22 protein-coding genes are annotated in these 22323 nt (G+C 71.5%); 5 read left to right on the top strand and 17 right to left on the bottom strand.

Annotated features, from left to right (window positions below):
* Positions 1-122: 122 nt before the first annotated feature.
* The 4 genes from ACH4K4_RS29425 to ACH4K4_RS29410 all read right to left on the bottom strand — a co-directional run bounded on the left by ACH4K4_RS29425 (position 123) and on the right by ACH4K4_RS29410 (position 4801).
* Entirely contained in the window at positions 123-980 is an 858-nt protein-coding gene (locus ACH4K4_RS29425) for a DUF3159 domain-containing protein (protein ID WP_398171500.1), read from the bottom strand.
* A 3-nt stretch (positions 981-983) separates the two neighbouring features.
* Positions 984-1382, bottom strand: coding sequence for an OB-fold nucleic acid binding domain-containing protein (locus tag ACH4K4_RS29420; RefSeq protein WP_398171499.1), 399 nt, complete (start codon positions 1380-1382; stop codon positions 984-986).
* A 79-nt stretch (positions 1383-1461) separates the two neighbouring features.
* A complete protein-coding gene (locus tag ACH4K4_RS29415) occupies positions 1462-2145 on the bottom strand; it encodes a response regulator (RefSeq protein WP_360133567.1) in 684 nt (227 codons plus the stop codon).
* Positions 2146-2236: 91 nt separating this feature from the next.
* Entirely contained in the window at positions 2237-4801 is a 2565-nt protein-coding gene (locus ACH4K4_RS29410) for an ATP-binding protein (protein ID WP_398171498.1), read from the bottom strand.
* Between the two features lie 213 nt (positions 4802-5014).
* On the opposite strand from ACH4K4_RS29410, the gene ACH4K4_RS29405 reads away from it, so the two are divergent.
* The gene (locus ACH4K4_RS29405) at positions 5015-5563 is read left to right on the top strand and encodes a GNAT family N-acetyltransferase (RefSeq protein WP_398171497.1); all 549 of its coding nucleotides are present in this window, start codon (positions 5015-5017) and stop codon (positions 5561-5563) included.
* Positions 5564-5668: 105 nt separating this feature from the next.
* Here ACH4K4_RS29405 and kdpC read toward each other — a convergent pair whose 3' ends face one another.
* The 7 genes from kdpC to ACH4K4_RS29370 all read right to left on the bottom strand — a co-directional run bounded on the left by kdpC (position 5669) and on the right by ACH4K4_RS29370 (position 12468).
* Complete coding sequence (gene kdpC / locus ACH4K4_RS29400) at positions 5669-6322, bottom strand: potassium-transporting ATPase subunit KdpC (protein WP_398171496.1); 654 nt, start codon at positions 6320-6322, stop codon at positions 5669-5671.
* 5 nt (positions 6323-6327) lie between these two features.
* The gene (gene kdpB / locus ACH4K4_RS29395) at positions 6328-8442 is read right to left on the bottom strand and encodes a potassium-transporting ATPase subunit KdpB (RefSeq protein WP_398171510.1); all 2115 of its coding nucleotides are present in this window, start codon (positions 8440-8442) and stop codon (positions 6328-6330) included.
* Between the two features lie 41 nt (positions 8443-8483).
* The gene (gene kdpA, locus ACH4K4_RS29390; protein ID WP_398171495.1) at positions 8484-10160 is read right to left on the bottom strand and encodes a potassium-transporting ATPase subunit KdpA; all 1677 of its coding nucleotides are present in this window, start codon (positions 10158-10160) and stop codon (positions 8484-8486) included.
* 8 nt (positions 10161-10168) lie between these two features.
* The gene (kdpF, locus tag ACH4K4_RS29385) at positions 10169-10258 is read right to left on the bottom strand and encodes a K(+)-transporting ATPase subunit F (protein ID WP_003982525.1); all 90 of its coding nucleotides are present in this window, start codon (positions 10256-10258) and stop codon (positions 10169-10171) included.
* A gap of 314 nt (positions 10259-10572) precedes the next feature.
* Complete coding sequence (locus ACH4K4_RS29380) at positions 10573-11355, bottom strand: DUF3710 domain-containing protein (protein ID WP_398171494.1); 783 nt, start codon at positions 11353-11355, stop codon at positions 10573-10575.
* Position 11356: 1 nt separating this feature from the next.
* Complete coding sequence (gene dut / locus ACH4K4_RS29375) at positions 11357-11878, bottom strand: dUTP diphosphatase (RefSeq protein ID WP_398171493.1); 522 nt, start codon at positions 11876-11878, stop codon at positions 11357-11359.
* Complete coding sequence (locus tag ACH4K4_RS29370) at positions 11875-12468, bottom strand: PaaI family thioesterase (protein ID WP_398171491.1); 594 nt, start codon at positions 12466-12468, stop codon at positions 11875-11877. The genes dut and ACH4K4_RS29370 overlap by 4 nt, the downstream gene beginning before the upstream one ends.
* Positions 12469-12526: 58 nt before the next feature.
* Here ACH4K4_RS29370 and ACH4K4_RS29365 point away from each other — a divergent pair, with 58 nt between their 5' ends.
* Positions 12527-12970: a DUF3093 domain-containing protein gene (locus tag ACH4K4_RS29365; RefSeq protein WP_398171489.1), complete on the top strand. Its 444-nt coding sequence runs from the start codon at positions 12527-12529 to the stop codon at positions 12968-12970.
* Between the two features lie 148 nt (positions 12971-13118).
* Here ACH4K4_RS29365 and ACH4K4_RS29360 read toward each other — a convergent pair whose 3' ends face one another.
* The 4 genes from ACH4K4_RS29360 to ACH4K4_RS29345 all read right to left on the bottom strand — a co-directional run bounded on the left by ACH4K4_RS29360 (position 13119) and on the right by ACH4K4_RS29345 (position 16746).
* Complete coding sequence (locus ACH4K4_RS29360; RefSeq protein ID WP_398171487.1) at positions 13119-13955, bottom strand: hypothetical protein; 837 nt, start codon at positions 13953-13955, stop codon at positions 13119-13121.
* 15 nt (positions 13956-13970) lie between these two features.
* Positions 13971-14273: a DUF4193 domain-containing protein gene (locus tag ACH4K4_RS29355; protein ID WP_003982531.1), complete on the bottom strand. Its 303-nt coding sequence runs from the start codon at positions 14271-14273 to the stop codon at positions 13971-13973.
* Between the two features lie 511 nt (positions 14274-14784).
* The gene (locus ACH4K4_RS29350; protein ID WP_398171485.1) at positions 14785-16086 is read right to left on the bottom strand and encodes a sensor histidine kinase; all 1302 of its coding nucleotides are present in this window, start codon (positions 16084-16086) and stop codon (positions 14785-14787) included.
* Between the two features lie 6 nt (positions 16087-16092).
* Complete coding sequence (locus tag ACH4K4_RS29345) at positions 16093-16746, bottom strand: response regulator transcription factor (protein WP_360133530.1); 654 nt, start codon at positions 16744-16746, stop codon at positions 16093-16095.
* A gap of 413 nt (positions 16747-17159) precedes the next feature.
* Between ACH4K4_RS29345 and ACH4K4_RS29340 the strand changes: the two genes are divergently transcribed.
* A complete protein-coding gene (locus tag ACH4K4_RS29340; protein ID WP_167515092.1) occupies positions 17160-17333 on the top strand; it encodes a hypothetical protein in 174 nt (57 codons plus the stop codon).
* A 95-nt stretch (positions 17334-17428) separates the two neighbouring features.
* On the opposite strand, the gene ACH4K4_RS29335 is transcribed toward ACH4K4_RS29340, so the two are convergent.
* Both ACH4K4_RS29335 and ACH4K4_RS29330 read right to left on the bottom strand, forming a co-directional pair.
* Positions 17429-18229: an inositol monophosphatase family protein gene (locus tag ACH4K4_RS29335; protein ID WP_398171483.1), complete on the bottom strand. Its 801-nt coding sequence runs from the start codon at positions 18227-18229 to the stop codon at positions 17429-17431.
* Between the two features lie 89 nt (positions 18230-18318).
* Positions 18319-19500: a ferrochelatase gene (locus tag ACH4K4_RS29330; RefSeq protein ID WP_398171481.1), complete on the bottom strand. Its 1182-nt coding sequence runs from the start codon at positions 19498-19500 to the stop codon at positions 18319-18321.
* 146 nt (positions 19501-19646) lie between these two features.
* On the opposite strand from ACH4K4_RS29330, the gene ACH4K4_RS29325 reads away from it, so the two are divergent.
* Together ACH4K4_RS29325 and ACH4K4_RS29320 are read left to right on the top strand one after the other, a co-directional pair.
* Entirely contained in the window at positions 19647-20954 is a 1308-nt protein-coding gene (locus tag ACH4K4_RS29325; protein WP_398171479.1) for an MFS transporter, read from the top strand.
* A complete protein-coding gene (locus tag ACH4K4_RS29320; RefSeq protein ID WP_398171478.1) occupies positions 20848-22233 on the top strand; it encodes a D-arabinono-1,4-lactone oxidase in 1386 nt (461 codons plus the stop codon). Before ACH4K4_RS29325 ends, ACH4K4_RS29320 begins: the two co-directional genes overlap by 107 nt.
* The last annotated feature ends 90 nt before the right edge of the window (positions 22234-22323 follow it).

Raw genomic sequence — 22323 nt, 5'->3', positions numbered from 1 at the left:
GCCCTGCGGCGTCCGGTCCCCTCGGATCTTGAAGTCCATCGCACCCCTTGAGCTGGGGTGTTGCGACGACTCCTAGAACCCAAGGTGTGTGGCCGGCCCTTCGTCGTTCGTACCGCCCGGCGTCAGCCCCGGTGCCGCGTGGTGCGGGGCTGCTCGGCGGCCATCGCCTGCGGCGTGACGTCCTTGGCGAGGTCGGTGGCCACCCCGTCCAGGACGCCGTTGTCGAGCGTCGCGCGCTCGCGCCGCGCCTTCGACTCCTCCTCGGCCTTCTCCTTGGCCTCCATCTCCGCGAAGACGTCGATCGGCGCCGGCGCCTTGGCCAGGAACAGCCAGGTCAGCCAGACCGCCAGCAGGAACGGCGGGATCTTCAGCGCGATCAGCACCCAGCCCAGGTGCGTGGTGTCCGCCCACCAGTACAGCGGGAAGAGGATCGCGCACTTGGCGAGCAGGATGGCGCCCCAGGCGTAGCTGGCCTTGGCGTACGCCTTCTTGCGGCCCGGGTTGCGGGTGCGCCAGGACAGGTTCTCCTTGAACACCGGCCCGAGGATCAGGCCGATCAGCGGGGCGCCGGCCAGCGTGGTGACGATGTAGGCGACGCCCAGGCCCAGCGTGTAGAGCATGCCGGGCAGGTAGAAGTCCTTGGCGTTGCCGGTCATCATCGCGAAGACCACGCCGAAGGCCACCCCGAAGACGCCGCTGAAGGCGTGCTTGACGGTGTCCTTGCGCACCAGGCGCGCGACGCCCAGCACCAGCGAGACCACCAGGGCGGCGATCGCGGAGACGTGCAGGTCCTTGTTGACCGTGTAGATCGTGACGAACAGCAGGCCGGGCAGCACGGTCTCCACCATGCCGCGCACGCCGCCGAAGGCCTCGAACAGGGCGGCTTCGGTGACGGCTCTGCCGTCCGGTGCTGCGTCCTGCTCCTGGACCGGCTCGCCGGCCGGTCCGGTGGGTCGGGTCGGTCGGTCGTCAGACGTCACCGGCTACTCCTGTCCGAGTGGTCGGAGTTCGTATTTCGGATTGAACAGCACCCGGCGTCCGTGACTCAGCGAGACCCGGCCCGAGGCGATGAGCTTGCGTCCCGGCTCTATGCCGACGATGGAACGGCGGCCGAGCCACACCACGTCCAGCGCGGCGGAGCCGTCGAACAGCTCCGCCTCCAGCGCGGGCACACCGGCGCGCGGCCGCAGCGTCACGTGGCGCAGGGTACCGGTGACCTTGACTATCTGCCGGTCGTCGCAGTCGCATATACGGGTGCAGCCCGTGTCGTGCGCGTCCTGCTGCAGCTCGGCGGACTCCAGCTCCTCCTCGGAGGAGGACAGCCTGTCGAGCATCCGGCGGAAACGGCCTGCCGGCTTCTCGGATCGGGTCCCAGCACTCATGAACCCAGCGTACCGGTGCCCGGCACCCCGGATCACTGCGCCGGACGGCGCCGGACGGCCCGGCTGCCCGGCCCGCGCCCTACTGCTCGAAGCGGTAGCCCATGCCCGGCTCGGTGACGAAGTGCCGGGGGTGCGAGGGGTCGCTCTCCAGCTTCCGGCGCAGCTGCGCCATGTAGACCCGCAGGTAGTTGGTCTCGGTGCCGTACGAGGGCCCCCAGACCTCCTGGAGGAGCTGCTTCTGACTGACGAGACGTCCCGTATTGCGGACGAGGACTTCCAGCAGATGCCACTCGGTCGGCGTAAGGCGCACGTCCCGGCCCTCGCGGTTGACCTTCTTCGCGGCCAGGTCGACGGTGAAGCCGTCGGTCTCCACGATCACCGCGTCCTCGGCGGGCCCGGTCGGCTCGGCCCTGCGCACCGCGGCCCGCAGCCGGGCCAGCAGCTCGTCCATCCCGAAGGGCTTGGTGACGTAGTCGTCAGCGCCCGCGTCCAGCGCCTCGACCTTCTCGTCCGAGGTCTGCCGGGCGGAGAGCACCAGGATCGGCACCCGGGTCCAGCCGCGCAGTCCCTTGATCACCTCCACGCCGTCCATGTCGGGCAGGCCGAGGTCCAGGACGATGACGTCGGGGTGGCGGGCGGCGGCCAGCTTCAGGGCGGTGGCCCCGTCGGGGGCGGCGTCCACCTCGTACTTGCGCGCCTTCAGGTTGATCACGAGGGCACGTACGATCTGCGGCTCGTCGTCGACCACAAGCACCCGGTTCACTGTCGTTCTCCTCGTGGTGGGGAAACCCGCCGGGCCCTGCCCGCGGGGTGTCGGCTGGATGGCGGCTCGGGGAGTCCACGGCGGCCCGCGGTCACGTCGTCGCCTGGGCCGGCAGGTCGGGCCGCACCGGCGGCCGGCCTGGCGCGGCCCGCAGGGTGAGGACCATGGTCATGCCGCCGCCGGGGGTGTCCTCGGCGGCGAGGGTGCCGCCCATCGACTCGGCGAAGCCGCGGGCGACGGCGAGGCCCAGGCCCACGCCCGCGCCGCGCGGGGCGTCCCCGTACCGCTGGAAGGGCTCGAAGATGCGGTCCTTGGAGCTGTCGGGCACGCCGGGGCCGCGGTCGGCGATGCGCAGTTCGACGCGGTCGCCGAGGGCGCTGGCGGAGACCAGCACGCGTTCGCCCTCCGGGCTGTACTTGACGCCGTTCTCGACCAGGTTGGCCACGGAGCGCTCCAGCAGGCCGGGGTCGACGGCGACGATCGGCAGTTCCTCGGGGATGTCGAGGGTGACGCTGCCCTCGGGGACGCCGCCGAGCGCCATCGGCACCACCTCGTCCAGGTCGATCTCGCGGATCAGCGGGGTGACCGTACCCGTCTGGAGGCGGGACATGTCCAGCAGGTTGCCCACCAGGTGGTCCAGCCGGTCGGCGCCCGCCTCGATGCCCTCCAGCAGTTCCGCCTCGTCCTCCTCGGACCAGGCGACGTCGTCGGAGCGCAGCGAGGTCACCGACGCCTTGATGCTCGCGAGCGGCGTGCGCAGGTCGTGGCTGACGGCGGCCAGCAGCGCCGTCCGGATGCGGTTGCCCTCGGCCAGCTCGCGGGCCCGTTCCGCCTCGCCGACCAGCCGCTGCCGGTCCAGTACGACGGCGGCCTGCGCGGCGAAGGCGGCCAGCACGCGGCGGTCCTCGGCGGGCAGCACCCGGCCGGTCAGCGCCAGCGCCATGTGGTCGCCGACCGGCATGTCCACGTCGGCATCCTCGGGCCGCAGCAGGGGCTCGGCCTCCGGCCCCTCGCCGGTGCCGCCGACCCGGCCCGCGCAGGTCCACGGTTCGACGTCGCCGGCGCGCTCCAGCAGCGCGACCGAGTCCATGCCGAACGTCTCCCGTACCCGTTCCAGCAGCGCGTCCAGCGTCGTCTCGCCGCGCAGCACGCTGCCCGCCAGGAAGGAGAGGATCTCCGACTCGGCGCGCAGCCGCGCCGCCTGGTGGGTGCGGCGGGCGGCCAGGTCGACGACGGAGGCGACCGAGACGGCGACCGCGAAGAAGATCAGGATCGCGACGATGTTCTTGGGGTCGGCGATGGTGACCGAGTGGGTGGGCGGGGTGAAGTAGAAGTTCAGGAGCACCGAGCCGACGGCGGCCGCGGCGAGCGCCGGCAGCAGCCCGCCGATCAGCGCGGCGGCGACGGTCAGGAACAGGAAGAGCAGGACGTCGTTGGCCAGCCCCGGGCCGTTGTCGATGGCGGTGAGCAGCAGCGACAGCAGGGCGGGCGCGACGACGCCGAGCAGCCAGCCGGCGATGATCCGGGCCCGGCCGAGGCGGGCGCCGCGCGCCACGGGCAAACCGCGGCCCTTGGCGACCTCGTCGTGCGTGACGATGTGGACGTCCAGGTCGGGTCCCGAGTCGCGGGCGACGGTGGCGCCGACGCCCGGCCCGAAGACGTACTGCCACGTCTTGCGGCGGCTGGAACCCAGCACGATCTGCGTGGCGTTGACCCCGCGCGCGAACTCCAGCAGCGCGCTCGGTATGTCGTCGCCTATGACGTGGTGGAACGTCCCGCCGAGGTCCTCCACGAGCGTGCGCTGTACGGCGAGTTCCTTGGGCGAGGCCGAGGTCAGCCCGTCGCTGCGCGCGATGTAGACGGCGAGCACCTCGCTGCCCGAGCCCTTGGCCGCCATCCGGGACGCGCGGCGGATGAGCGTACGCCCCTCGGGGCCGCCGGTGAGGCCGACGACGATACGCTCGCGTCCCGCCCAGATCGTCGAGACGCTGTGCTCGGTGCGGTACTGCTGGAGGTATTCGTCGACGCGGTCGGCGACCCACAGCAGGGCCAGCTCGCGCAGCGCGGTCAGGTTGCCCGGCCGGAAGTAGTTGGACAGGGCGGCGTCCACCTTGTCGGGCTTGTAGATGTTGCCGTGCGCCATGCGCCGCCGGATGGCCTGTGGCGACATGTCGACCAGTTCGATCTGGTCGGCACGGCGGACGATCTCGTCGGGCACGGTCTCGCGCTGCCGTACGCCCGTTATCGACTCGACGACGTCGCCCAGCGATTCGAGGTGCTGGATGTTGACCGTCGAGACCACGTCGATACCGGCCTCCAGCAGCTCCTCCACGTCCTGCCAGCGCTTGGTGTTGCGGGAGCCGGGCACGTTCGTGTGCGCGAGTTCGTCGACGAGCGCGACGGCGGGGCGGCGTTCCAGCACCGCGTCCACGTCCATCTCGGTGAACACCGAGCCGCGGTACTCCAGCTCCGCGCGCTGGATCTGCTCCAGGCCGTGCAGCATGACCTCGGTACGGGGCCGGTCGTGGTGCTCGACGAACGCCACCACGGCGTCCGTGCCGCGCTCCACCCGCCGGTGCGCCTCGGACAGCATCGAGTACGTCTTGCCGACGCCCGGTGCAGCGCCGAGATAGATCCGTAGCTTGCCGCGTGCCATGGCCCCATTGTCTTACGTGAAGGCCGCCCCCACCGGGCTGAACCTGATGCGACCCTACCGACCGCACACCAGCACAAAAGCCGCAGGTAGCGGCTTCGGCCCAGGTCTTGACGCGACTCTGATACGGGGCGCAACCCCACCGCGCCCCGGGTTTCCCCGGCCCTCGCCGGCCGGGGCGGAATGCGTTCGACCTCCCGTCGCGGCACGACGACGATGGCAGCCATGACCGACGTACACATCCGCATGGCGCACACCGCCGACCTGGACGCCGCCACCCGCGCCACCGCACGGGCGCTCCTGTACGACGTCTTCGAGGACGGCATGACCGAGGAGGACTGGGACCACGCCCTCGGCGGCGTGCACGCGCTGGTCTGGGAGGGCGACGAGCTGATCGGCCACGCCTCGGTCGTACAGCGGCAGCTGCTGCACGCCGGCCGGGCCCTGCGGTGCGGCTACGTGGAAGGCGTCGGCGTCCGTGCCGACCGGCGCGGCAGGGGCCACGGCGCGGCCGCGATGACGGCCTTGGAAAGGGTGATCCGCGGCGCCTACGACCTGGGCGCCCTGTGCGCCTCCGACGGCGCCGCGGCCTTCTACGCCGCCCGCGGCTGGCGCCTGTGGCAGGGCCCGTCCGCCGTCCTCGCCCCTTCCGGTCTCCACCCCACCAAGGAGGAGGACGGCGCCATTTACGTCCTCCCGGGCGCCGTGCCCCTGGATCTCACGGGGCAGCTGGCGTGCGACTGGAGGAGCGGGGACGTGTGGTGACGGCCGCACGCTCGTGAGGCCGCGGAAACGACGAGCGGCCCGCCCGTGGTGCACGGGCGGGCCGGTTGCCGGGAACGCGGGCCGGCGGGTTCCACCGGCACCTGTCTACTTGAGCAGCTCCTTGAGCCCCATGTTCAGCTTCAGGACGTTGACCCGGGGCTCCCCCATGAAGCCCAGGATCCGGCCCTCGGTGGTGTCTTCCACCAGCTGTTCGACCTTGGCGGGGTCCAGGCGGTTCTCCTTGGCCACCCGGTTGGCCTGGAGCTTCGCGTACTCCGGGGAGATGTCCGGGTCGAGGCCCGAGCCGGAGGAGGTGACGGCGTCCGCCGGGACCCGCGACTGGGGGACGCCGTAGGTCTCGGAGACCCACTTCTTGCGTTCCTTGACCGCGGCGATCAGGTCGGTGTTGGTGGCGCCCTGGTTGGTGGCGCCGGAGACCTGGAGGTCGTACTGGGTGTTGACGCCGTTGGTCTGGTTGCTGCCCAGGCCCGCGGACGGGCGCGGCTGGAAGTACCGCAGGTCGGGGACCGGGGTGCCGTCCTTGTCCTGGCCCTTGTCGTAGCGCTGGCCGAGGAGTTCGGAGCCGACGGTCCTGCCGTCCTGCCGTACCTCGGAGCCGTTGGCCTTGCCGTGGAAGGCGGCCTGGGCGACGCCGGTGACCACCAGTGGGTAGATCACGCCGCAGACCACGGTCAGGACGAGCAGGGCGCGCAGCCCGGCGCCGAGGAGCCGGCCGCTGGTGCGTACCGCGTTGTTCATGTCAGTCACCCGATCCCGGGGATCGCAGAGATGAGCAGGTCGATGAGTTTGATGCCGATGAAGGGGGCGATCAGGCCGCCGAGTCCGTAGATGCCGAGGTTGCGGCGGAGCATCCGGTCCGCGCTCACCGGGCGGTAGCGCACGCCCTTCAGGGCCAGCGGTACGAGCGCGACGATGATCAGCGCGTTGAAGACGATCGCGGACAGGATCGCGGTCTGCGAGCTGTGCAGCCGCATGATGTTGAGCGTGTCCAGGCCCGGGTAGGCCACCGCGAACATCGCCGGGATGATCGCGAAGTACTTCGCGACGTCGTTGGCGATCGAGAACGTGGTCAGCGCGCCCCGGGTGATCAGCAACTGCTTGCCGATCTCGACGATCTCGATGAGCTTGGTGGGGTTGGAGTCCAGGTCCACCATGTTCCCGGCCTCCTTGGCGGCCGAGGTGCCGGTGTTCATGGCGACGCCCACGTCCGCCTGGGCGAGGGCCGGCGCGTCGTTGGTGCCGTCGCCGGTCATGGCGACCAGCTTGCCGCCCGCCTGCTCGCGCTTGATGAGCGCCATCTTGTCCTCGGGCGTGGCCTCCGCGAGGAAGTCGTCCACGCCCGCCTCGTCGGCGATGGCCTTGGCCGTCAGCGGGTTGTCGCCCGTGATCATGACGGTCTTGATGCCCATCTTGCGCAGCTCGACGAAACGTTCGCGCATGCCGTCCTTGACGACGTCCTTGAGGTGGATGACGCCGAGGACCCGGGCGCCCCGCTCGTCCTCCAGGGCGACCAGCAGCGGCGTACCGCCGGCCTCGGAGATGCCGTTGGCCAGCAGGTCGGCGTCGTCGGGGACGGTGCCGCCCTGCTCCTCGACCCAGGCGATCACCGAACCGGACGCGCCCTTGCGCACCTTGCGCACGGCGCCGTCCTCGGTCACGTCCACGCCCGACATGCGGGTCTGGGCGGTGAAGGGCACCCACTCGGCGTCGGTCAGTTCGCCCTGGTGGCGCTCGCGCAGGCCGTACTTCTCCTTGGCCAGGACGACGATCGAGCGGCCCTCGGGCGTCTCGTCGGCGAGCGAGGACAGCTGGGCGGCGTCCGCGACCTCGGCCTCGGTCACGCCCTTGACCGGGACGAACTCGGCGGCCTGCCGGTTGCCGAGGGTGATGGTGCCGGTCTTGTCGAGCAGCAGGGTGGAGACGTCGCCGGCGGCCTCGACCGCGCGCCCCGACATGGCCAGCACGTTGCGCTGCACCAGGCGGTCCATGCCCGCGATGCCGATGGCCGACAGCAGCGCGCCGATCGTCGTCGGGATCAGGCAGACCAGCAGGGCCAGCAGTACGATCATGGGCTGCTCGGCGCCCGCGTAGATCGCGAACGGCTGGAGGGTCACCACGGCCAGCAGGAAGACGATGGTGAGCGAGGCGAGCAGGATGTTCAGCGCGATCTCGTTCGGCGTCTTCTGCCGGGCGGCACCCTCGACGAGGTTGATCATCCGGTCGATGAAGGTCTCGCCGGGCTTCGTCGTGATCTTGATGACGATCCGGTCGGACAGCACCTTCGTACCGCCGGTGACCGCCGACCGGTCACCGCCGGACTCGCGGATGACCGGCGCCGACTCGCCCGTGATGGCGGACTCGTCGACCGACGCGACGCCCTCGACGACGTCGCCGTCACCCGGGATGATGTCGCCCGCCTCGCAGACGACGAGGTCGCCGATGCGCAGCTCCGTGCCGGGCACCTGCTCCTCGGCCGAGCCGTTCAGCCGCCGCGCCACCGTGTCGGTCTTGGCCTTGCGCAGCGTGTCCGCCTGCGCCTTGCCGCGCCCCTCGGCCACCGCCTCCGCCAGGTTGGCGAAGATCACGGTGAGCCAGAGCCAGACGGCGATGGCCCAGCCGAACCAGTCCGAAGGCGACGCGACGGCGAAGCAGGTGGTCAGAACCGAACCCACCTCGACCACGAACATCACCGGGGACTTGATCATCACCCGGGGGTCCAGCTTGCGCACCGCGTCCGGCAGCGACCTGACCAGCTGCGCCGGGTCGAAGAGCCCCCCGCCGACGCGGCCGTCGCCGTCCGGCTTGTGCCCGCTGGGAACGTCCTGGTGCGGCGCGCGGGTCGGTGTTGCGGTGGACATGGAGCGGTGCTCCTCTTGCTGTACGTCGTTTACGTCGGTCGTCATGACAGCCCTTCCGCGATCGGGCCGAGGGCCAGCGCCGGGAAGTAGGTCAGACCGGTGATGATCAGAATCGTGCCGACCAGCAGTCCCGCGAAGAGCGGCTTCTCGGTACGGAGCGTGCCCGCCGTCTCCGGGACCGGCTGCTGCTCGGCGAGCGAGCCCGCCAGGGCCAGGACGAACACCATCGGCAGGAAGCGGCCGAGCAGCATCGCCAGCCCGATCGTGGTGTTGTACCAGGGCGTGTTGGCGTTCAGGCCGCCGAAGGCCGAGCCGTTGTTGTTGGCGCCGGAGGTGAACGCGTACAGCACCTCGGAGAAGCCGTGCGAACCGGCGCCCAGCGCCTTGGTGTTGAGCATCGAGCCCAGCGCGTCCGGCATCACCATCGACGCGGCGGTGAAGCCGAGCACGAGGGTCGGGGTGATGAGGATGTAGCAGGCGGCGAGCTTGATCTCGCGGGTGCCGATCTTCTTGCCCAGGTACTCGGGCGTACGGCCCACCATCAGGCCCGCGATGAACACCGCGATCACGGCCATCACGAGCATGCCGTACAGGCCGGAGCCGACACCGCCGGGGGCGACCTCGCCGAGCATCATGCCCAGCAGCTGGATGCCGCCGCCGAAGGCCGTGAAGGAGTCGTGGAAGCCGTCCACGGCACCGGTCGAGGTGAGGGTGGTGGCGACGGAGAAGATCGACGAGCCGCCGATGCCGAAGCGGTTCTCCTTGCCCTCCATCGCGGCGCCCGCCGCCTGGAGCGCCGGACCGCCGTGCGCGAACTCGGTCCACATCATCAGCGCGGTGAAACCGAGCCAGATGACGCCCATCGTGGCCAGGATCGCGTAGCCCTGCCGTACGTTGCCGACGAGGCGGCCGAAGGTACGGGTCAGCGCGAACGGGATGACCAGGATGAGGAAGACCTCGAAGAGGTTGGTGAAGCCGTTGGGGTTCTCGAAGGGGTGGGCCGAGTTGGCGTTGAAGTAACCGCCGCCGTTGGTGCCCAGCTCCTTGATGACCTCCTGCGACGCGACCGCGCCGCCATTGGTCTGCTGGGTGCCGCCCATGAACTGCCCGACCTCGTGGATGCCGGAGAAGTTCTGGATCGCGCCGCACGCGACCAGTACGAGCGCGCCGATGACGGCGATCGGCACCAGCACCCGCACGGTGCCGCGCACCAGGTCCGCCCAGAAGTTGCCCAGGTCGCCGGTACGGGTCCGGGAGAAGCCGCGTACCAGGGCGATCGCGACGGCCATGCCGGTCGCCGCCGAGACGAAGTTCTGCACCGCCAGGCCCGCCGTCTGCACGACGTGGCCCATGGCCTGCTCACCGCTGTAGGACTGCCAGTTGGTGTTCGCGACGAAGGACGCGGCGGTGTTGAACGCCTGGTCCGGGCTGATCGACGCGAAGCCGAGCGACAGCGGCAGGCTGCCCTGCAGGCGCTGGAGCAGGTAGAGGAAGAGCACACCGGCCACGGAGAAGGCGAGGACGCCGCGCAGATAAGCGGGCCAGCGCATCTGCGTGTCCGGGTTGGCGCCGATGCAGCGGTAGATCACCTTCTCGACGCGCAGGTGCTTGCGCGAGCTGTACATGGCGGCCATGTAGTCGCCGAGGGGACGGTATGCCAGGGCGAGCGCCGCGACGAGCGCGGTGAGCTGGAGCACGCCGGCCAGGATGGGGCTCATCGGGACGCTCAGAACCTCTCCGGGAAGACGAGGGCGAGGACCAGGTAGCCGAGCAGGGCGACGGCGACGATCAGGCCGACGACGTTCTCGATGGTCACAGCTTCGTCACCCCCTTGGCGACGAGGGCCACCAGCGCGAAAACCGCGAGCGTGGTGACGACGAAGGCCACGTCGGCCATCGTGTGCTCCTAATGGGATCGGTTGAACGGACCCCTAGAGCAAACCCCCAACCTGACCGTTTCCGACCGCCGTTGACGTCTCCCTTACGGCCATTAGCGCCCCATTGACGATTCCCATACGCTTCGCGCCCTGACCTGCAAAAACACCCATGGGCCGCACCCCTCGAAAGGGAGTACGACCCATGGGCAACGCACAAAACCGGCCGCGGGGGCGCCCTCGCAGGGCGCCGCGCGTCAGCGGATTTCCGTGATTTCCGGGCCCCGTTCCAGGCGTTCCACGCCGCCGCCGAAGCGGGAGGTTTCGGCGGGCTCCTGCTGGACGCCGTCGGGGACCATCTGGGCGTCCTCGGGGAGCTTGAGGACGATGGGGTCGCGGGGGGCCATGGGGGCCTCGCCGCGGACGACCACGGTGTCCTTGAAGATGTGCTCCAGGATGCCGGCGGCCTGGGGCTGGACCGCGCCCTGGCCGGAGATGACGCCGCGCAGGAACCAGCGCGGGCCGTCGACGCCGACGAAGCGCACGACCTGGACGCCGTTGGTGCCGTCCGGGAGCTGTACGGGGACCTGCGCGCGCAGCTCCCAGCCCAGCGGGCCCTCGACCTCGTCGATGACGCCGCCCTGCTGCGTGATGCCGACGCCGATCTCCTCGCGGACCTCGCCCCAGATGCCCTCCTTCTTCGGAGCGGCGAACGCCTGGAGCTGTACGGCGCTGTCCTGGAGCACCACGGTCGCCGCGACGATCGCGTCGCCCGCGACCTCCACGCGCAGTTCCATGCCTTCGACGCCGGGCACGAACATGCCGCCCAGGTCGACGCGCCCCTCGGCGGCGTCGGTGACCTCGGAGAGGTCCCAGGGGCCGTCGGGCCGGGGGGCCGGCGGCAGGTTCACCCGCCGCTCCTCCTCGCCGGGCGCGGCAGCCCCGTCCGCGGAAGTCTCGTCCGCGGCCGGCTCGTCGGCGGCTTCCGCCGCCCGGGCCGGCTCTGCGGGAGCCTCGTTCTTCTTGCGACGTCCGAACACGTCACTGTCCTTCCCGGTCGGCACCGACCGATGCGTATCCATTCCCACCCGTGGAGCCGTCCACCGCCGCATGACCGCCGGTGGAACCGAATCCCCCCTCGGCCCGCGCCGAGCCGGGAAGTTCCGCCACCTCGTGGAAGCGCACCTTCTCGACCTGCTGGACGACCAGTTGGGCAATCCGGTCGAACCTCTCGAACCGCACGTTCTCGCGCGGGTCCAGATTGACCACGATCACCTTGATTTCCCCACGGTACCCGGCATCCACCGTCCCGGGGGCATTCACGAGCGCCACTCCGCAGCGGGCCGCCAGGCCCGAGCGGGGGTGCACGAACGCCGCGTACCCGTCGGGCAGGGCGACGGACACTCCGGTCGGCAGCACCGCCCGCTCCCCCGGGGCGAGTTCCGCCGCCTCGGTGGTCACCAGGTCGGCGCCCGCGTCACCGGGGTGCCCGTAGGCGGGCAGCGGCACCTCGGGGTCCAGTCGCCTGATGAGTACGTCCACCGGATTGCGTACCTGACTCACGGGTTCACCTCAAAAGCACGAGCTCGTCTGATCTGGTCCGGATCGGCCATCGCGGCCCGGATCTCGGCCGGCCTTCCGTTGTCGACGAAGTGGTCGACCTTCACCTCGATGAAGACGGCGTCGGCGCGCACCGCGACCGGGCCCGCCGGCCCGCCGATGCGCCCCACCGCCGTCGAGTAGATCTTCCGGCCGTGGACGGCGGTTATCTCCGCGTCCAGGTGCAGCACCGTGCCGAGCGGTACGGGCCGCAGGAAGTCGGTCTCCAGCCGGCCGGTCACCGCGATCACCCGCAGCAGCCAGTTGAGTGAGCCCAGCGTCTCGTCCAGCGCGGTGGCCAGCACCCCGCCGTGCGCGAGGCCCGGCGCGCCCTGGTGGGCCTCCTTGACGGTGAACTCGGCGGTGACCCGCACGCCGTCGCCGGCTCGGGCCTGCAGCCGGAGCCCGTGGGGCTGCGCCGCGCCGCACCCGAAGCACTGGTCGTAGTGCGCGCCGAGAAGTTCCCCCGGCGCGGGGGCGTCCGGATGCCGCACCGGGGCGACGGCGTCGGCCGGCGGGGTCAGCCGCGTCGGGGCCTTGTCGGTTCCACTCACGAGTGCAGACCCTACCCGCGCGCGTAACCGGCCTGCGCCGCCGTGCCAAGCTGGAGCCATGCAGTCGTACGAAGAACGCCTCACCGCGCCCCGCTCCTGGTGGGTGATCGCCGGGCTGATCGGCATCGCCTGTGCCCTGATGCTGCTCCCGCTGGGGACGCTGCCGATGCTCGGCGGGCTGATCGGCGGTGCGGCGCTGGCCGCGGTGGCGGTCAGCTCGTACGGCTCGGTGCGGATCCGCGTGGTGGGCGACTCGCTGATCGCCGGTGACGCCCGGATCCCGGTGGCGGCGCTGGGCGAGGCGCGGGCGCTGGACGCCGAGGAGGCGCTGGCGTGGCGTACGCACAAGGCCGACACCCGCGCGTTCATGCTGCTGCGCAGCTACGTCCGCACGGCCGTACGGGTGGAGATCACGGACCCGGCGGACCCGACGCCGTACGCGTACCTCTCGACGCGCGAGCCGGAGCGCCTGGTGGCCGCGCTGGCGGCCGTACGGGCCTGAACCGCCTTGCGGGAGCCCGGCGGGGCGGCGGGGGCGCCGACGGGCGGCACAGCGGCCTTCCCGGGGGTGCGGGGCGGGATTCCGGCAGGCCGGTGAGCACTGGCCGGTGAGACCGGGACCGCGAAGCCTCGTCCGGTGAAAGGGGCCGTCAGCGGCTCTTGCGCGCCGGCAGGGCCGTCGTGGCGGCCTCCGGCAGGGCGTCCCACGGCACCTGCTGGGCGCGCAGGTCCTTGCGGATCTTTTCCGCGAGCTTCTTGGTGTCCCGCCGGTTCATGAACGCGCCGACCGCGGCGCCGACCATGAACGGCGTCAGGTTCGGCAGGTTGCGCAGCGTGCGCTTCATGATCTGCTGGCGCAGCTCGCGCTTCATCTGCCCGCCGAGCGCCGCGTTGAGCGTCGTCGGCTTGGTGACGTCGATGCCGCGTTCCTCGGTCCAGGACGTCAGATAGGCCATGGAGCGCGGCTTGAGGCCACCCGGGGGACGCAGTCCGTAGACCTCGTGGAGCTCGGCGATGAGCTTGATCTCCACGGATGCCACCCCGACGACCTCGGCGGCCAGCTCGGCCGGCATGGCGGGCGGTACGGGCAGCATCGCCGCCGCGCCGACCCCCGCTCCCACGGTGGCGGTGCCCTTCATGGCACCCGAGACGAGCTTGTCGGCGAGTTCCTCGGGGGTCAGGCCGGGAAACTGCCTGCGCAACGCCGCCAGGTCGCGGACCGGGATCCGCGGGGCGTTGTCGATGATGCGGTCGGCGACGACCGCCAGGGCCTTGCGGGCGCCCGCTCGGCCTCTTCTGCCGCCGCGGCCCACAGCCGCTGCGAGCGAGGCCGCGCGGCCTCGCCCCTCCGGTGCACCGGTCGTCCGCTCCGCGGGCAGGGCGGTCGGGTCGGCGGGCACGGGCGCGGTTTCGTCGCGTGATCGTGCGCCTGCCGCCGGGCCTTTCTCGCCCTTGTGGCCCTTGCGGAACGGGTTCACGCCCGCCACGGCGTAGACCGGTCCTCAGGCCGCGCAGTCGCGGCAGATCGGCTGGCCGTTCTTGTCCTCCGCGGCCAGCTGGCTGCGGTGGTGGACCAGGAAGCAGCTCATGCACGTGAACTCGTCCTGCTGCTTGGGCAGCACCCGGACGGCGAGTTCTTCGTTGGACAGGTCGGCGCCGGGCAGCTCCAGGCCCTCGGCCTGCTCGAACTCGTCGACGTCGACGGCCGAGGCGGACTTGTCGTTCCGCCGCGACTTCAGTTCCTCGATGCTGTCCTCGTTGAGGTCGTCATCTGTCTTGCGTGGGGTGTCGTAATCCGTAGCCATGTCGCTCTCCCCCTCTGGGTGTCTGCGGTGTCTCCAGCGCACGTAACGCGTGAGAGGCCGGACTTGTGCCCGACCTGAGGCGGAGATTTTGCCTCACATCAAAGTCTGTTACTCAATCGACACCCAACCGCACCCCTGAAGAGGTGATCGGTTTGGATGGCGATCAGGACCGTACACGGTCCGAATGTCGCACCTCGCGCACGCCATCACGTGTACTTCCCGTGATCAAGGCCCTTGGAAACCCGCATTTTCCCGGCCTTCCGCCAACCTTTTCGATCACGGAGAGTAGATGGCGCGAATCTCCCGCCTGTGAGCGATCACACACGCACGGGCCGCCGGGCGGACCGTGAGAATTCAGCGCAAAGCGAACTCGGCGAAGGATCCATGGCCGCCCGGCATCCCGTCAAGCCCGGGGGGCCGACGTGCGGAGGGCGACCAAGAGTGCCAAGAAGTGGGGTCTCGGGTCAAAAAGGACAGCCGGCGGGGCGCCAGGAGCCCTGGCGCCCCGGTCTCACAGCGGCAGGACGACGCGCATGACCAGGCCGCCGCCCTCGCGGGGCGTGGCGGTGATGCTGCCGTCGTGGGCGCGCACCACGGAGCGCACGATGGACAGGCCCAGGCCCACGCCCTTGTCGCTGCCCGTACGCTCGGTCCGCAGCCGCCGGAAGGGCTCGAAGAGGTTTTCCACCTCGTACGCCGGAACGGCCGGGCCGGTGTTGGAGACCACCAGCACCGCACACCCCTGCTGCGGCTCGGTGGTCACCTCGACCCAGCCCGCCTGCCGCCCACCGCCACCCTCCGCCGGAAGCGCTTCGCGCCGCCCCTCCGGTGGCACGTTGTAGCGCACCGCGTTCTGCACCAGGTTCAGCGCGATGCGCTCCAGCAGGACGCCGTTGCCCTGCACGAACGCCTGCTGCCGTACGCCCCGGATCTCCACCCCCTTGGCCTGCGCCTCCGCGCGCGCCTGGTCGAGGGCCTGCGAGGCCACCTCCGCCAGATCCACCGGCTTCTTGTCCACGATCTTGTTCTCGCTGCGGGCCAGCAGCAACAAGCCCTCCACCAGCTGCTCACTGCGCTCGTTGGTCGCCAGCAGCGTCTTGCCCAGCTGCGCCAGCTCCGGCGACGCGTCCGGATCGGCGAGCTGCACCTCCAGCAGCGTCCGGTTGATCGCCAGCGGCGTGCGCAGCTCGTGCGAGGCGTTGGCCACGAAACGGCGCTGCGACTCGAAGGCCCGGTCCAGCCGGTCCAGCATCTCGTCGAAGGTGTCCGCCAGCTCCTTGAGCTCGTCGTCCGGGCCGCCCAGCTCGATACGCCGGTGCAGATCCGAACCGGCGACCCGCTGGGCGGTACGGGTGATACGGCCCAGCGGCGACAGCACCCGCCCCGCCATCGCGTACCCGAACGCGAACGCCACCACGGTCAGCCCCAGCAACGCCAGCAGCGAGCGGTTGAGCAGGGTGTTCAGGGCCTGGGCCCGCTGGTGCTGGAGGCAGGTCTGGATCGCCTGGGTGAAGATCTCCCCCGAGGTGTCGGTGGGCAGGTTGCAGACGTTGCTGGTGGCCGTGAAGTTGCCCCGGAGGATCTTGACGGGCAGCTCGCTGCCTTCCTGCAGGGCGTTGGCGGCCAGCATGTAGATGATCGTGAGCAGCACGATGCCCGCCATCAGGAACATGCCGCCGTACAGCAGCGTGAGCCGTATCCGGATGGTCGGGCGGAGCCAGGGGAAGGGCCGTACGTTGGCCGGTTTGGGATCCCAGGTGGGCATGGGCGGAGTAGCGGGCGGCGGGGTGGACGCCTTGGACGAAGCCGGCATCGGCGATCAGATCCGGTAGCCCGAGCCCGGCACCGTGACGATCACCGCGGGTTCGCCGAGTTTCCGGCGCAGGGTCATGACGGTGACCCGGACGACGTTCGTGAACGGGTCGGTGTTCTCGTCCCAGGCCTTCTCCAGCAGCTGCTCGGCCGAGACGACCGTGCCCTCGCTGCGCATCAGGACCTCCAGCACCGCGAACTCCTTCGGCGCCAGCTGCACCTCCTTGCCGTCGCGGAAGACCTCGCGGCGGTTCGGGTCCAGCTTGATGCCGGCCCGCTCCAGCACGGGCGGCAGGGCGACCGTCGTACGGCGTCCCAGTGCCCGCACCCGGGCGGTCAGCTCGGAGAAGGCGAAGGGCTTGGGGAGGTAGTCGTCCGCGCCGATCTCCAGGCCCTCCACACGGTCGCTGACGTCGCCGGACGCGGTGAGCATCAGCACGCGGGTGGGCATGCCCAGCTCGACGATCTTCCGGCAGACGTCGTCGCCGTGCACGAGCGGGAGGTCCCGGTCCAGGACCACCACGTCGTAGTCGTTGATCTCGATGCGTTCCAGGGCGGCGGCGCCGTCGTACACCACGTCGACGGCCATGGCCTCCCGGCGCAGCCCGGTGGCCACCGCATCGGCGAGCAGCTGCTCGTCCTCGACGACGAGTACACGCACGTCGCTAGTCCTTCCTCACGGCCCTGGTCGTACCGGGGCACCACAAACTCGGAGCCCCTCCATCCTGCCCCGAACAGCTGTAAACCGGCAGTAAGGGGGGCCGGCGGGGGCGTGGGGGCGGCCGGCGGGCCGGTTTCGGCCGGTCACGGGGCCGGATGCGGAGCCTCCAGGGGCCGACCGGCCCTGTCGCCGCGCCCTTCCCGCCCCGGGAGGGCCTCCCCCGGCGGATTCACAGGATTACCGGGCCGCTTGAGGTTTCCCTGAGGTGACCGTTGGGGAGGACGACTGCACACCCGCGATCACGCCCTGTACGGCGCCATGCCGCGCCCTGATCCACCGGCAGGGACCACGCCGTGATCGTCCCGCCCGTCGGCACACCCCCGTGCCACCGACCCACGACGAGGGGGCGCACCATGGACGCGTTCACCGCAGGCATTCTGCAGCGCATACGCAACACCGAAGCCGACCTGGACCGGGCCCGCGAGTCGGGCGACGACTTCCTCGTCGAGGTGGAACAGGCCGAGCTGGAAGACCTCCAGCGCCTTGCTTCCGAGCACGGCGTGCAGGTCACCGCAGCCAGCGCCTGACCACCTCCCGGCCGCAACCGACGGCAGCGCCCCGGCCCCCGAAGGGACCGGGGCGCTGTCGTGTTCCGAACCGGCCAGGCCCGTGGCAAAGGCCCTCAGTCGTGCCAGGCGCCCAGTTCCTCCAGCATCGGCTGGAGCACGGCGAACACCTCGGGGGACGCGGCCACGGTCAGCTCGTGCGAAGCCGGCTGGCCGGGGCGGCCGCCGGTGAGCGCGCCGGACTCGCGGGCTAGCAGGGCGCCGGCCGCCACGTCCCAGGGGTTCAGCCCGCGCTCGTAGTAGCCGTCCAGCCGGCCGCAGGCCACGTCGCACAGGTCGATGGCGGCCGAGCCGCCCCGCCGGATGTCGCGGACCTGCGGCACCAGACTGCGCAGCACCTCGGCCTGGGCGGCGCGGCGCTCGCTGAGGTAGGCGAAGCCGGTGCCGATCAGGGCCTGGGACAGCGGCGGCGCGGGGCGGCAGCGGACCGGCTCCCCGTTGCAGTACGCGCCGCCGCCCAGGACCGCGTGGTACGTCTCGCCGCGCATCGGCGCCGCCACGACGCCGGCCACCGCCTCGCCGTCCTTCTCCGCGGCGATGGACACGGCCCAGGAGGGCAGCCCGTAAAGGTAGTTGACCGTGCCGTCCACCGGGTCGATGACCCAGCGCACCCCGCTGCTGCCCGTGACGCTGGCGCCCTCCTCCCCCAGGAAGCCGTCGGCGGGTCGCTGCTCGGCGAGGAAGCCGGTGATCAGCTTCTCGCTGGCGATGTCCATCTCGGTGACGACGTCGATGGGGCTGGTCTTCGTCGCGGCGACGCCCAGGTCGGCGGGGCGGCCGTCGCGCAGCAGGTCACCCGCGCGGCGGGCGGCTTCCAGTGCCAGTTCGAGTAGTTCGTCCTGCAGCGGGTCGGACACGGTGCTCCTTGCTCGTACGGGCCGGTCGTGACGGCCGTGCGGGGCGGCGTGGCGCCGCCGTCGGTCAACTCGGTGCGGGCGGGCCGTGGCTATCCCTGGACCTCTGCCACCGGGCCCGTCCAGTCCGCGCCGGCGGCGGCCGGGCGCGGGGCGCGGGCCGGGCAGCAGCCGACCGGGCACAGGTCGTGGCTCGGGCCCAGCTCGCCGAGGGCGCAGCGCTCCGGCGCGCGGCCCCGCTCGGCGGCGGCGCGCTCCAGGACCAGGTCGCGGACGGCCGCGGCGAAGCGCGGGTCGGCGCCGACGGTGGCGGAGCGGGCGACGGGCAGGCCCAGCTCGGCGGCCTTGGCGGCGGCTTCGGTGTCGAGGTCGTACTTGACCTCCATATGGTCGGAGACGAAGCCGATGGGGGCCATGACGACCGCGGGGACGCCCGCGCGGTGCGCCTCTTCGAGATGGTCGCAGATGTCCGGCTCCAGCCACGGGATGTGCGGGGCGCCGCTGCGGGACTGGTAGACCAGCCGCCACGGGTGGTCGACACCGGTCTCCTCGCGGACCGCGGCCGCGATCACCCGGGCCACGTCCAGGTGCTGGGCCACGTACGCGCCGCCCTCGCCGTCCTCCGTGTGGTCCTCCGGGGTGCCGGACGTGTCGGCGGCGGCGGTCGGGATGGAGTGGGTGGTGAAGGCGATGTGCGCGCCCGCGCGCACGTCCTCGGGCAGCTCGGCGAGCGAGGCGAGCACGCCGTCGACCATGGGGCGGACGAAGCCGGGGTGGTTGAAGTAGTGGCGCAGCTTGTCCACCCGCGGCACCGGCAGGCCGTCGGCCTGGAGGGTGGCCAGCGCGTCGGCCAGGTTCTCCCGGTACTGGCGGCAGCCGGAGTACGAGGCGTACGCGCTGGTGGCCAGGACGGCGATGCGGCGGTGGCCGTCGCGGACCATCTCGCGCAGCGTGTCGACCAGGTAGGGCGCCCAGTTGCGGTTGCCCCAGTAGACGGGGAGGTCGAGGCCGTTTCCGGCGAAGTCCTCGCGCAGGGCGGCCAGCAGCTCCCGGTTCTGCGCGTTGATCGGGCTGACGCCGTCGAACAGGAAGTAGTGCTGCCCGACCTCCTTCAGCCGCTCGCGGGGGATGCCCCGGCCGCGCGTGACGTTCTCCAGGAAGGGAACGACGTCGTCCGGGCCTTCGGGGCCTCCGAAGGACAGCAGCAGCAGGGCGTCGTAGGGACCGGGGGTCCCCCCGGCGGATGGAAGGGGCGGATCGCACTGTTCGGACATGGCTTCGATCCTGCCACCAGCCACTGACAGCCGGAAAACCGGAGGCGGCCACGCGGGACGCGCGCGTAAGCTGTCTCGGCCCCGACATGCCTTACCCGATCTCCGGACCCACACCGGCCATCGGCCTTTCACCGGCGGAGTTCCTTTTGCCAAGCCCCTACCGCGCGCTCTTCGACATCCCCGGAACCAAGTCGTTCACCGCCGCCGGCTTCCTCGGCCGTATGACGCTGTCGATGACCAGCATCGGCATCGTCACGATGGTCTCCCTGATCACCGGCCGCTACGGCCTCGCGGGCGCGCTGGCGGCGACCGTCGCGATGGCCTCGGCGGTGCTCAGCCCGCAGGTCTCCCGGCTGGTGGACCGGCACGGCCAGCGCCGCGTGCTGCGCCCGGTCACCCTCGTCTCGGCGGCGGCGATGGCGGGCCTGCTGGTCAGCGCCCAGCAGGACTGGCCGGACTGGACGCTGTTCTTCTTCACCGCCTGTTCGGGCTGCGTGCCGAGCGTCGGCGCGATGGTCAGGGCGCGCTGGGCCGCCGTCCACAGCTCACCGCGCCTGCTGCACGCCGCGTACTCCTGGGAGTCGATCGTCGACGAGGCGTGTTTCATCGTCGGGCCGATCCTCTCCATCGGCCTGTCGACCTCCTGGTTCCCCGAGGCGGGCCCGCTGCTCGCGACGGCGTTCCTGGTCGTCGGCGTCTTCTGGCTGACGGCGCAGCGCGCGACCGAGCCGGAGCCGCATCCGCGCGAACACCACGCCAAGGGCTCGGCGATGCGCTCGCCCGGCCTCCAGGTGCTGGTGATGACGTTCGTGGCCACCGGAGCGATCTTCGGCGCGATCGACGTGGTGACGCTGGCGTTCGCCGAGGAGGAGGGCCACCAGGGCGCCGCCAGCCTGGTGTTGGCGACCTACGCGCTCGGTTCGTGCCTCGCCGGCGTGGTCTTCGGCATGCTGCACTTCAAGGGGTCGGCCGCCCGCCGGTGGTTGGTGGGCGTCTGTGCGATGGCCGTGAGTATGATCCCGCTCCAACTGGTCGGGAACCTTCCGTTTCTGGCCGTGGCGCTCTTCTTCGCGGGCCTGGCCATCGCGCCGACGATGGTGACCACGATGGCCCTCGTCGAGCAGCACGTACCGCGCGCGAACCTGACCGAGGGCATGACCTGGACCAGCACCGGGCTCGCGGTCGGAGTGGCGCTCGGCTCGTCGGCCGCCGGCTGGGTGGTGGACGCGGCCGGGGCCGGCCGCGGCTACCTGGTGCCGGCCGTCGCGGGGGCGCTCGCGGCGGCGGTGGCGTTCCTCGGATACCGCCGGCTGCGGCCGGCGGCGCAGCGGGAGGGGACGGGCGCAGATGACCGAGGCACACAGGACGACCGGCAGGACGGGGACGGCCGCGGGAGCGGTGGCCAGGACGGTACGGGCGGTGCGGGGGACCAGTCCCCGGCCCGCCTGGCGTAACTGGGCGGGCAACGTCGCCGTACGGCCGGCGCGGAGCGTCGCGCCGGCCTCCGCCGAGGAGCTGGCGGCCGCGGTCCGCGCGGCGGCGGCCGACGGGTTGCCGGTCAAGGCGGCCGGAACCGGCCATTCCTTCACCGCGGCCGCCGCCACCGAAGGCCTCCTCATACGCCCCGACCGCCTGACCGGCATACGGGAGGTGGACCGGGCCGCCGGCACGGTGACCGCGGCCGCCGGCACCACGCTCAAACACCTCAACCAGGTCCTCGCCTCGCACGGCCTGTCGCTGGCCAACATGGGCGACATCATGGAGCAGACCGTCTCCGGCGCGGTGAGCACCGGTACGCACGGCACCGGCCGCGACTCGGCGTCCGTCGCCGCCCAGATCACCGGGTTCGAACTGGTCACCGCCGACGGCTCGGTGCGCACCTGCTCGGCGTCGGAGAACCCGGAGATCTTCGCTGCGGGCCGGGTGGGGCTGGGCGCGCTGGGCGTGATCACGTCGGTCACCTTCGCCGTGGAGCCGCAGTTCTGGCTGGCGGCCCGCGAGGAGCCGATGTCGTTCGCGCAGGTCACGGCCGAATTCGACCAGCTCGTCGCGGAGAACGAGCACTTCGAGTTCTACTGGTTCCCGCACACCGGCAACTGCAGCACCAAGCGCAACAACCGCAGCCAGGGCCCCGCCGCCCCGCCCGGCCGGATCAGCGGCTGGGTCGAGGACGAACTGCTCTCCAACGGGCTCTTCCAGGTGGCCTGCTCCATGGGCCGGGCGGTGCCCGCCGCCGTACCGGGCATCGCGAAGTTCTCCAGCCGCGCGCTGTCGGCCCGTACGTACACCGACATCCCCTACAAGGTCTTCACCAGCCCGCGCCGGGTGCGCTTCGTGGAGATGGAGTACGCGCTGCCGCGGGCGGCCGCCGTGGAGGCGCTGCGCGAGCTGCGGGCGCTGGTGGAGCGCTCGGACTTCCGGGTGGCCTTCCCGGTGGAGGTGCGGACCGCGCCGGCGGACGACATACCGCTGTCCACCGCCTCCGGGCGGGACACCGCCTACATCGCCGTGCACATGTACCGGGGGACGCCGTACCGGGCGTACTTCTCCGCGGCCGAGCGGATCATGACGGCGCACGGCGGACGGCCGCACTGGGGGAAGCTGCACAGCCGGGACGCCGCGTACCTGTCGGGCGTGTACCCCCGGTTCGGGGAGTTCACCGCGCTGCGCGACCGGCTGGACCCGCGGCGCCTGTTCGCCAACGCCTATCTCCGGCGTGTGCTGGGCGAATGATCGGCACCCGGCCTCGCGGGAGCCGCCCGGACGGCTGAAGTACCCAGCCGGCCTAACGTCCCGGACGGATGAACGGGACCGGGCGCTCCA

The organism is Streptomyces sp. NPDC017529 (assembly GCF_044329785.1).
In the GTDB taxonomy this organism is placed as follows: Bacteria; Actinomycetota; Actinomycetes; order Streptomycetales; family Streptomycetaceae; genus Streptomyces.
Note: the sequence above shows the minus strand (reverse complement) of the source record. Positions and strands in the feature narration are given on the sequence as shown.

Bases quoted from the DNA above. Each gene is read 5' to 3' on its own strand.
- ACH4K4_RS29420 (WP_398171499.1), bottom strand. From the start codon at position 1,382: ATGAGTGCTGGGACCCGATCCGAGAAGCCGGCAGGCCGTTTCCGCCGG.
- ACH4K4_RS29410 (WP_398171498.1), bottom strand. From the start codon at position 4,801: ATGGCACGCGGCAAGCTACGGATCTATCTCGGCGCTGCACCGGGCGTC.
- ACH4K4_RS29405 (WP_398171497.1), top strand. From the start codon at position 5,015: ATGGCAGCCATGACCGACGTACACATCCGCATGGCGCACACCGCCGAC.
- kdpC (WP_398171496.1), bottom strand. From the start codon at position 6,322: ATGAACAACGCGGTACGCACCAGCGGCCGGCTCCTCGGCGCCGGGCTG.
- kdpB (WP_398171510.1), bottom strand. From the start codon at position 8,442: ATGTCCACCGCAACACCGACCCGCGCGCCGCACCAGGACGTTCCCAGC.
- kdpA (WP_398171495.1), bottom strand. From the start codon at position 10,160: ATGAGCCCCATCCTGGCCGGCGTGCTCCAGCTCACCGCGCTCGTCGCG.
- ACH4K4_RS29365 (WP_398171489.1), top strand. From the start codon at position 12,527: ATGCAGTCGTACGAAGAACGCCTCACCGCGCCCCGCTCCTGGTGGGTG.
- ACH4K4_RS29355 (WP_003982531.1), bottom strand. From the start codon at position 14,273: ATGGCTACGGATTACGACACCCCACGCAAGACAGATGACGACCTCAAC.
- ACH4K4_RS29350 (WP_398171485.1), bottom strand. From the start codon at position 16,086: ATGCCGGCTTCGTCCAAGGCGTCCACCCCGCCGCCCGCTACTCCGCCC.
- ACH4K4_RS29340 (WP_167515092.1), top strand. From the start codon at position 17,160: ATGGACGCGTTCACCGCAGGCATTCTGCAGCGCATACGCAACACCGAA.
- ACH4K4_RS29330 (WP_398171481.1), bottom strand. From the start codon at position 19,500: ATGTCCGAACAGTGCGATCCGCCCCTTCCATCCGCCGGGGGGACCCCC.
- ACH4K4_RS29320 (WP_398171478.1), top strand. From the start codon at position 20,848: ATGACCGAGGCACACAGGACGACCGGCAGGACGGGGACGGCCGCGGGA.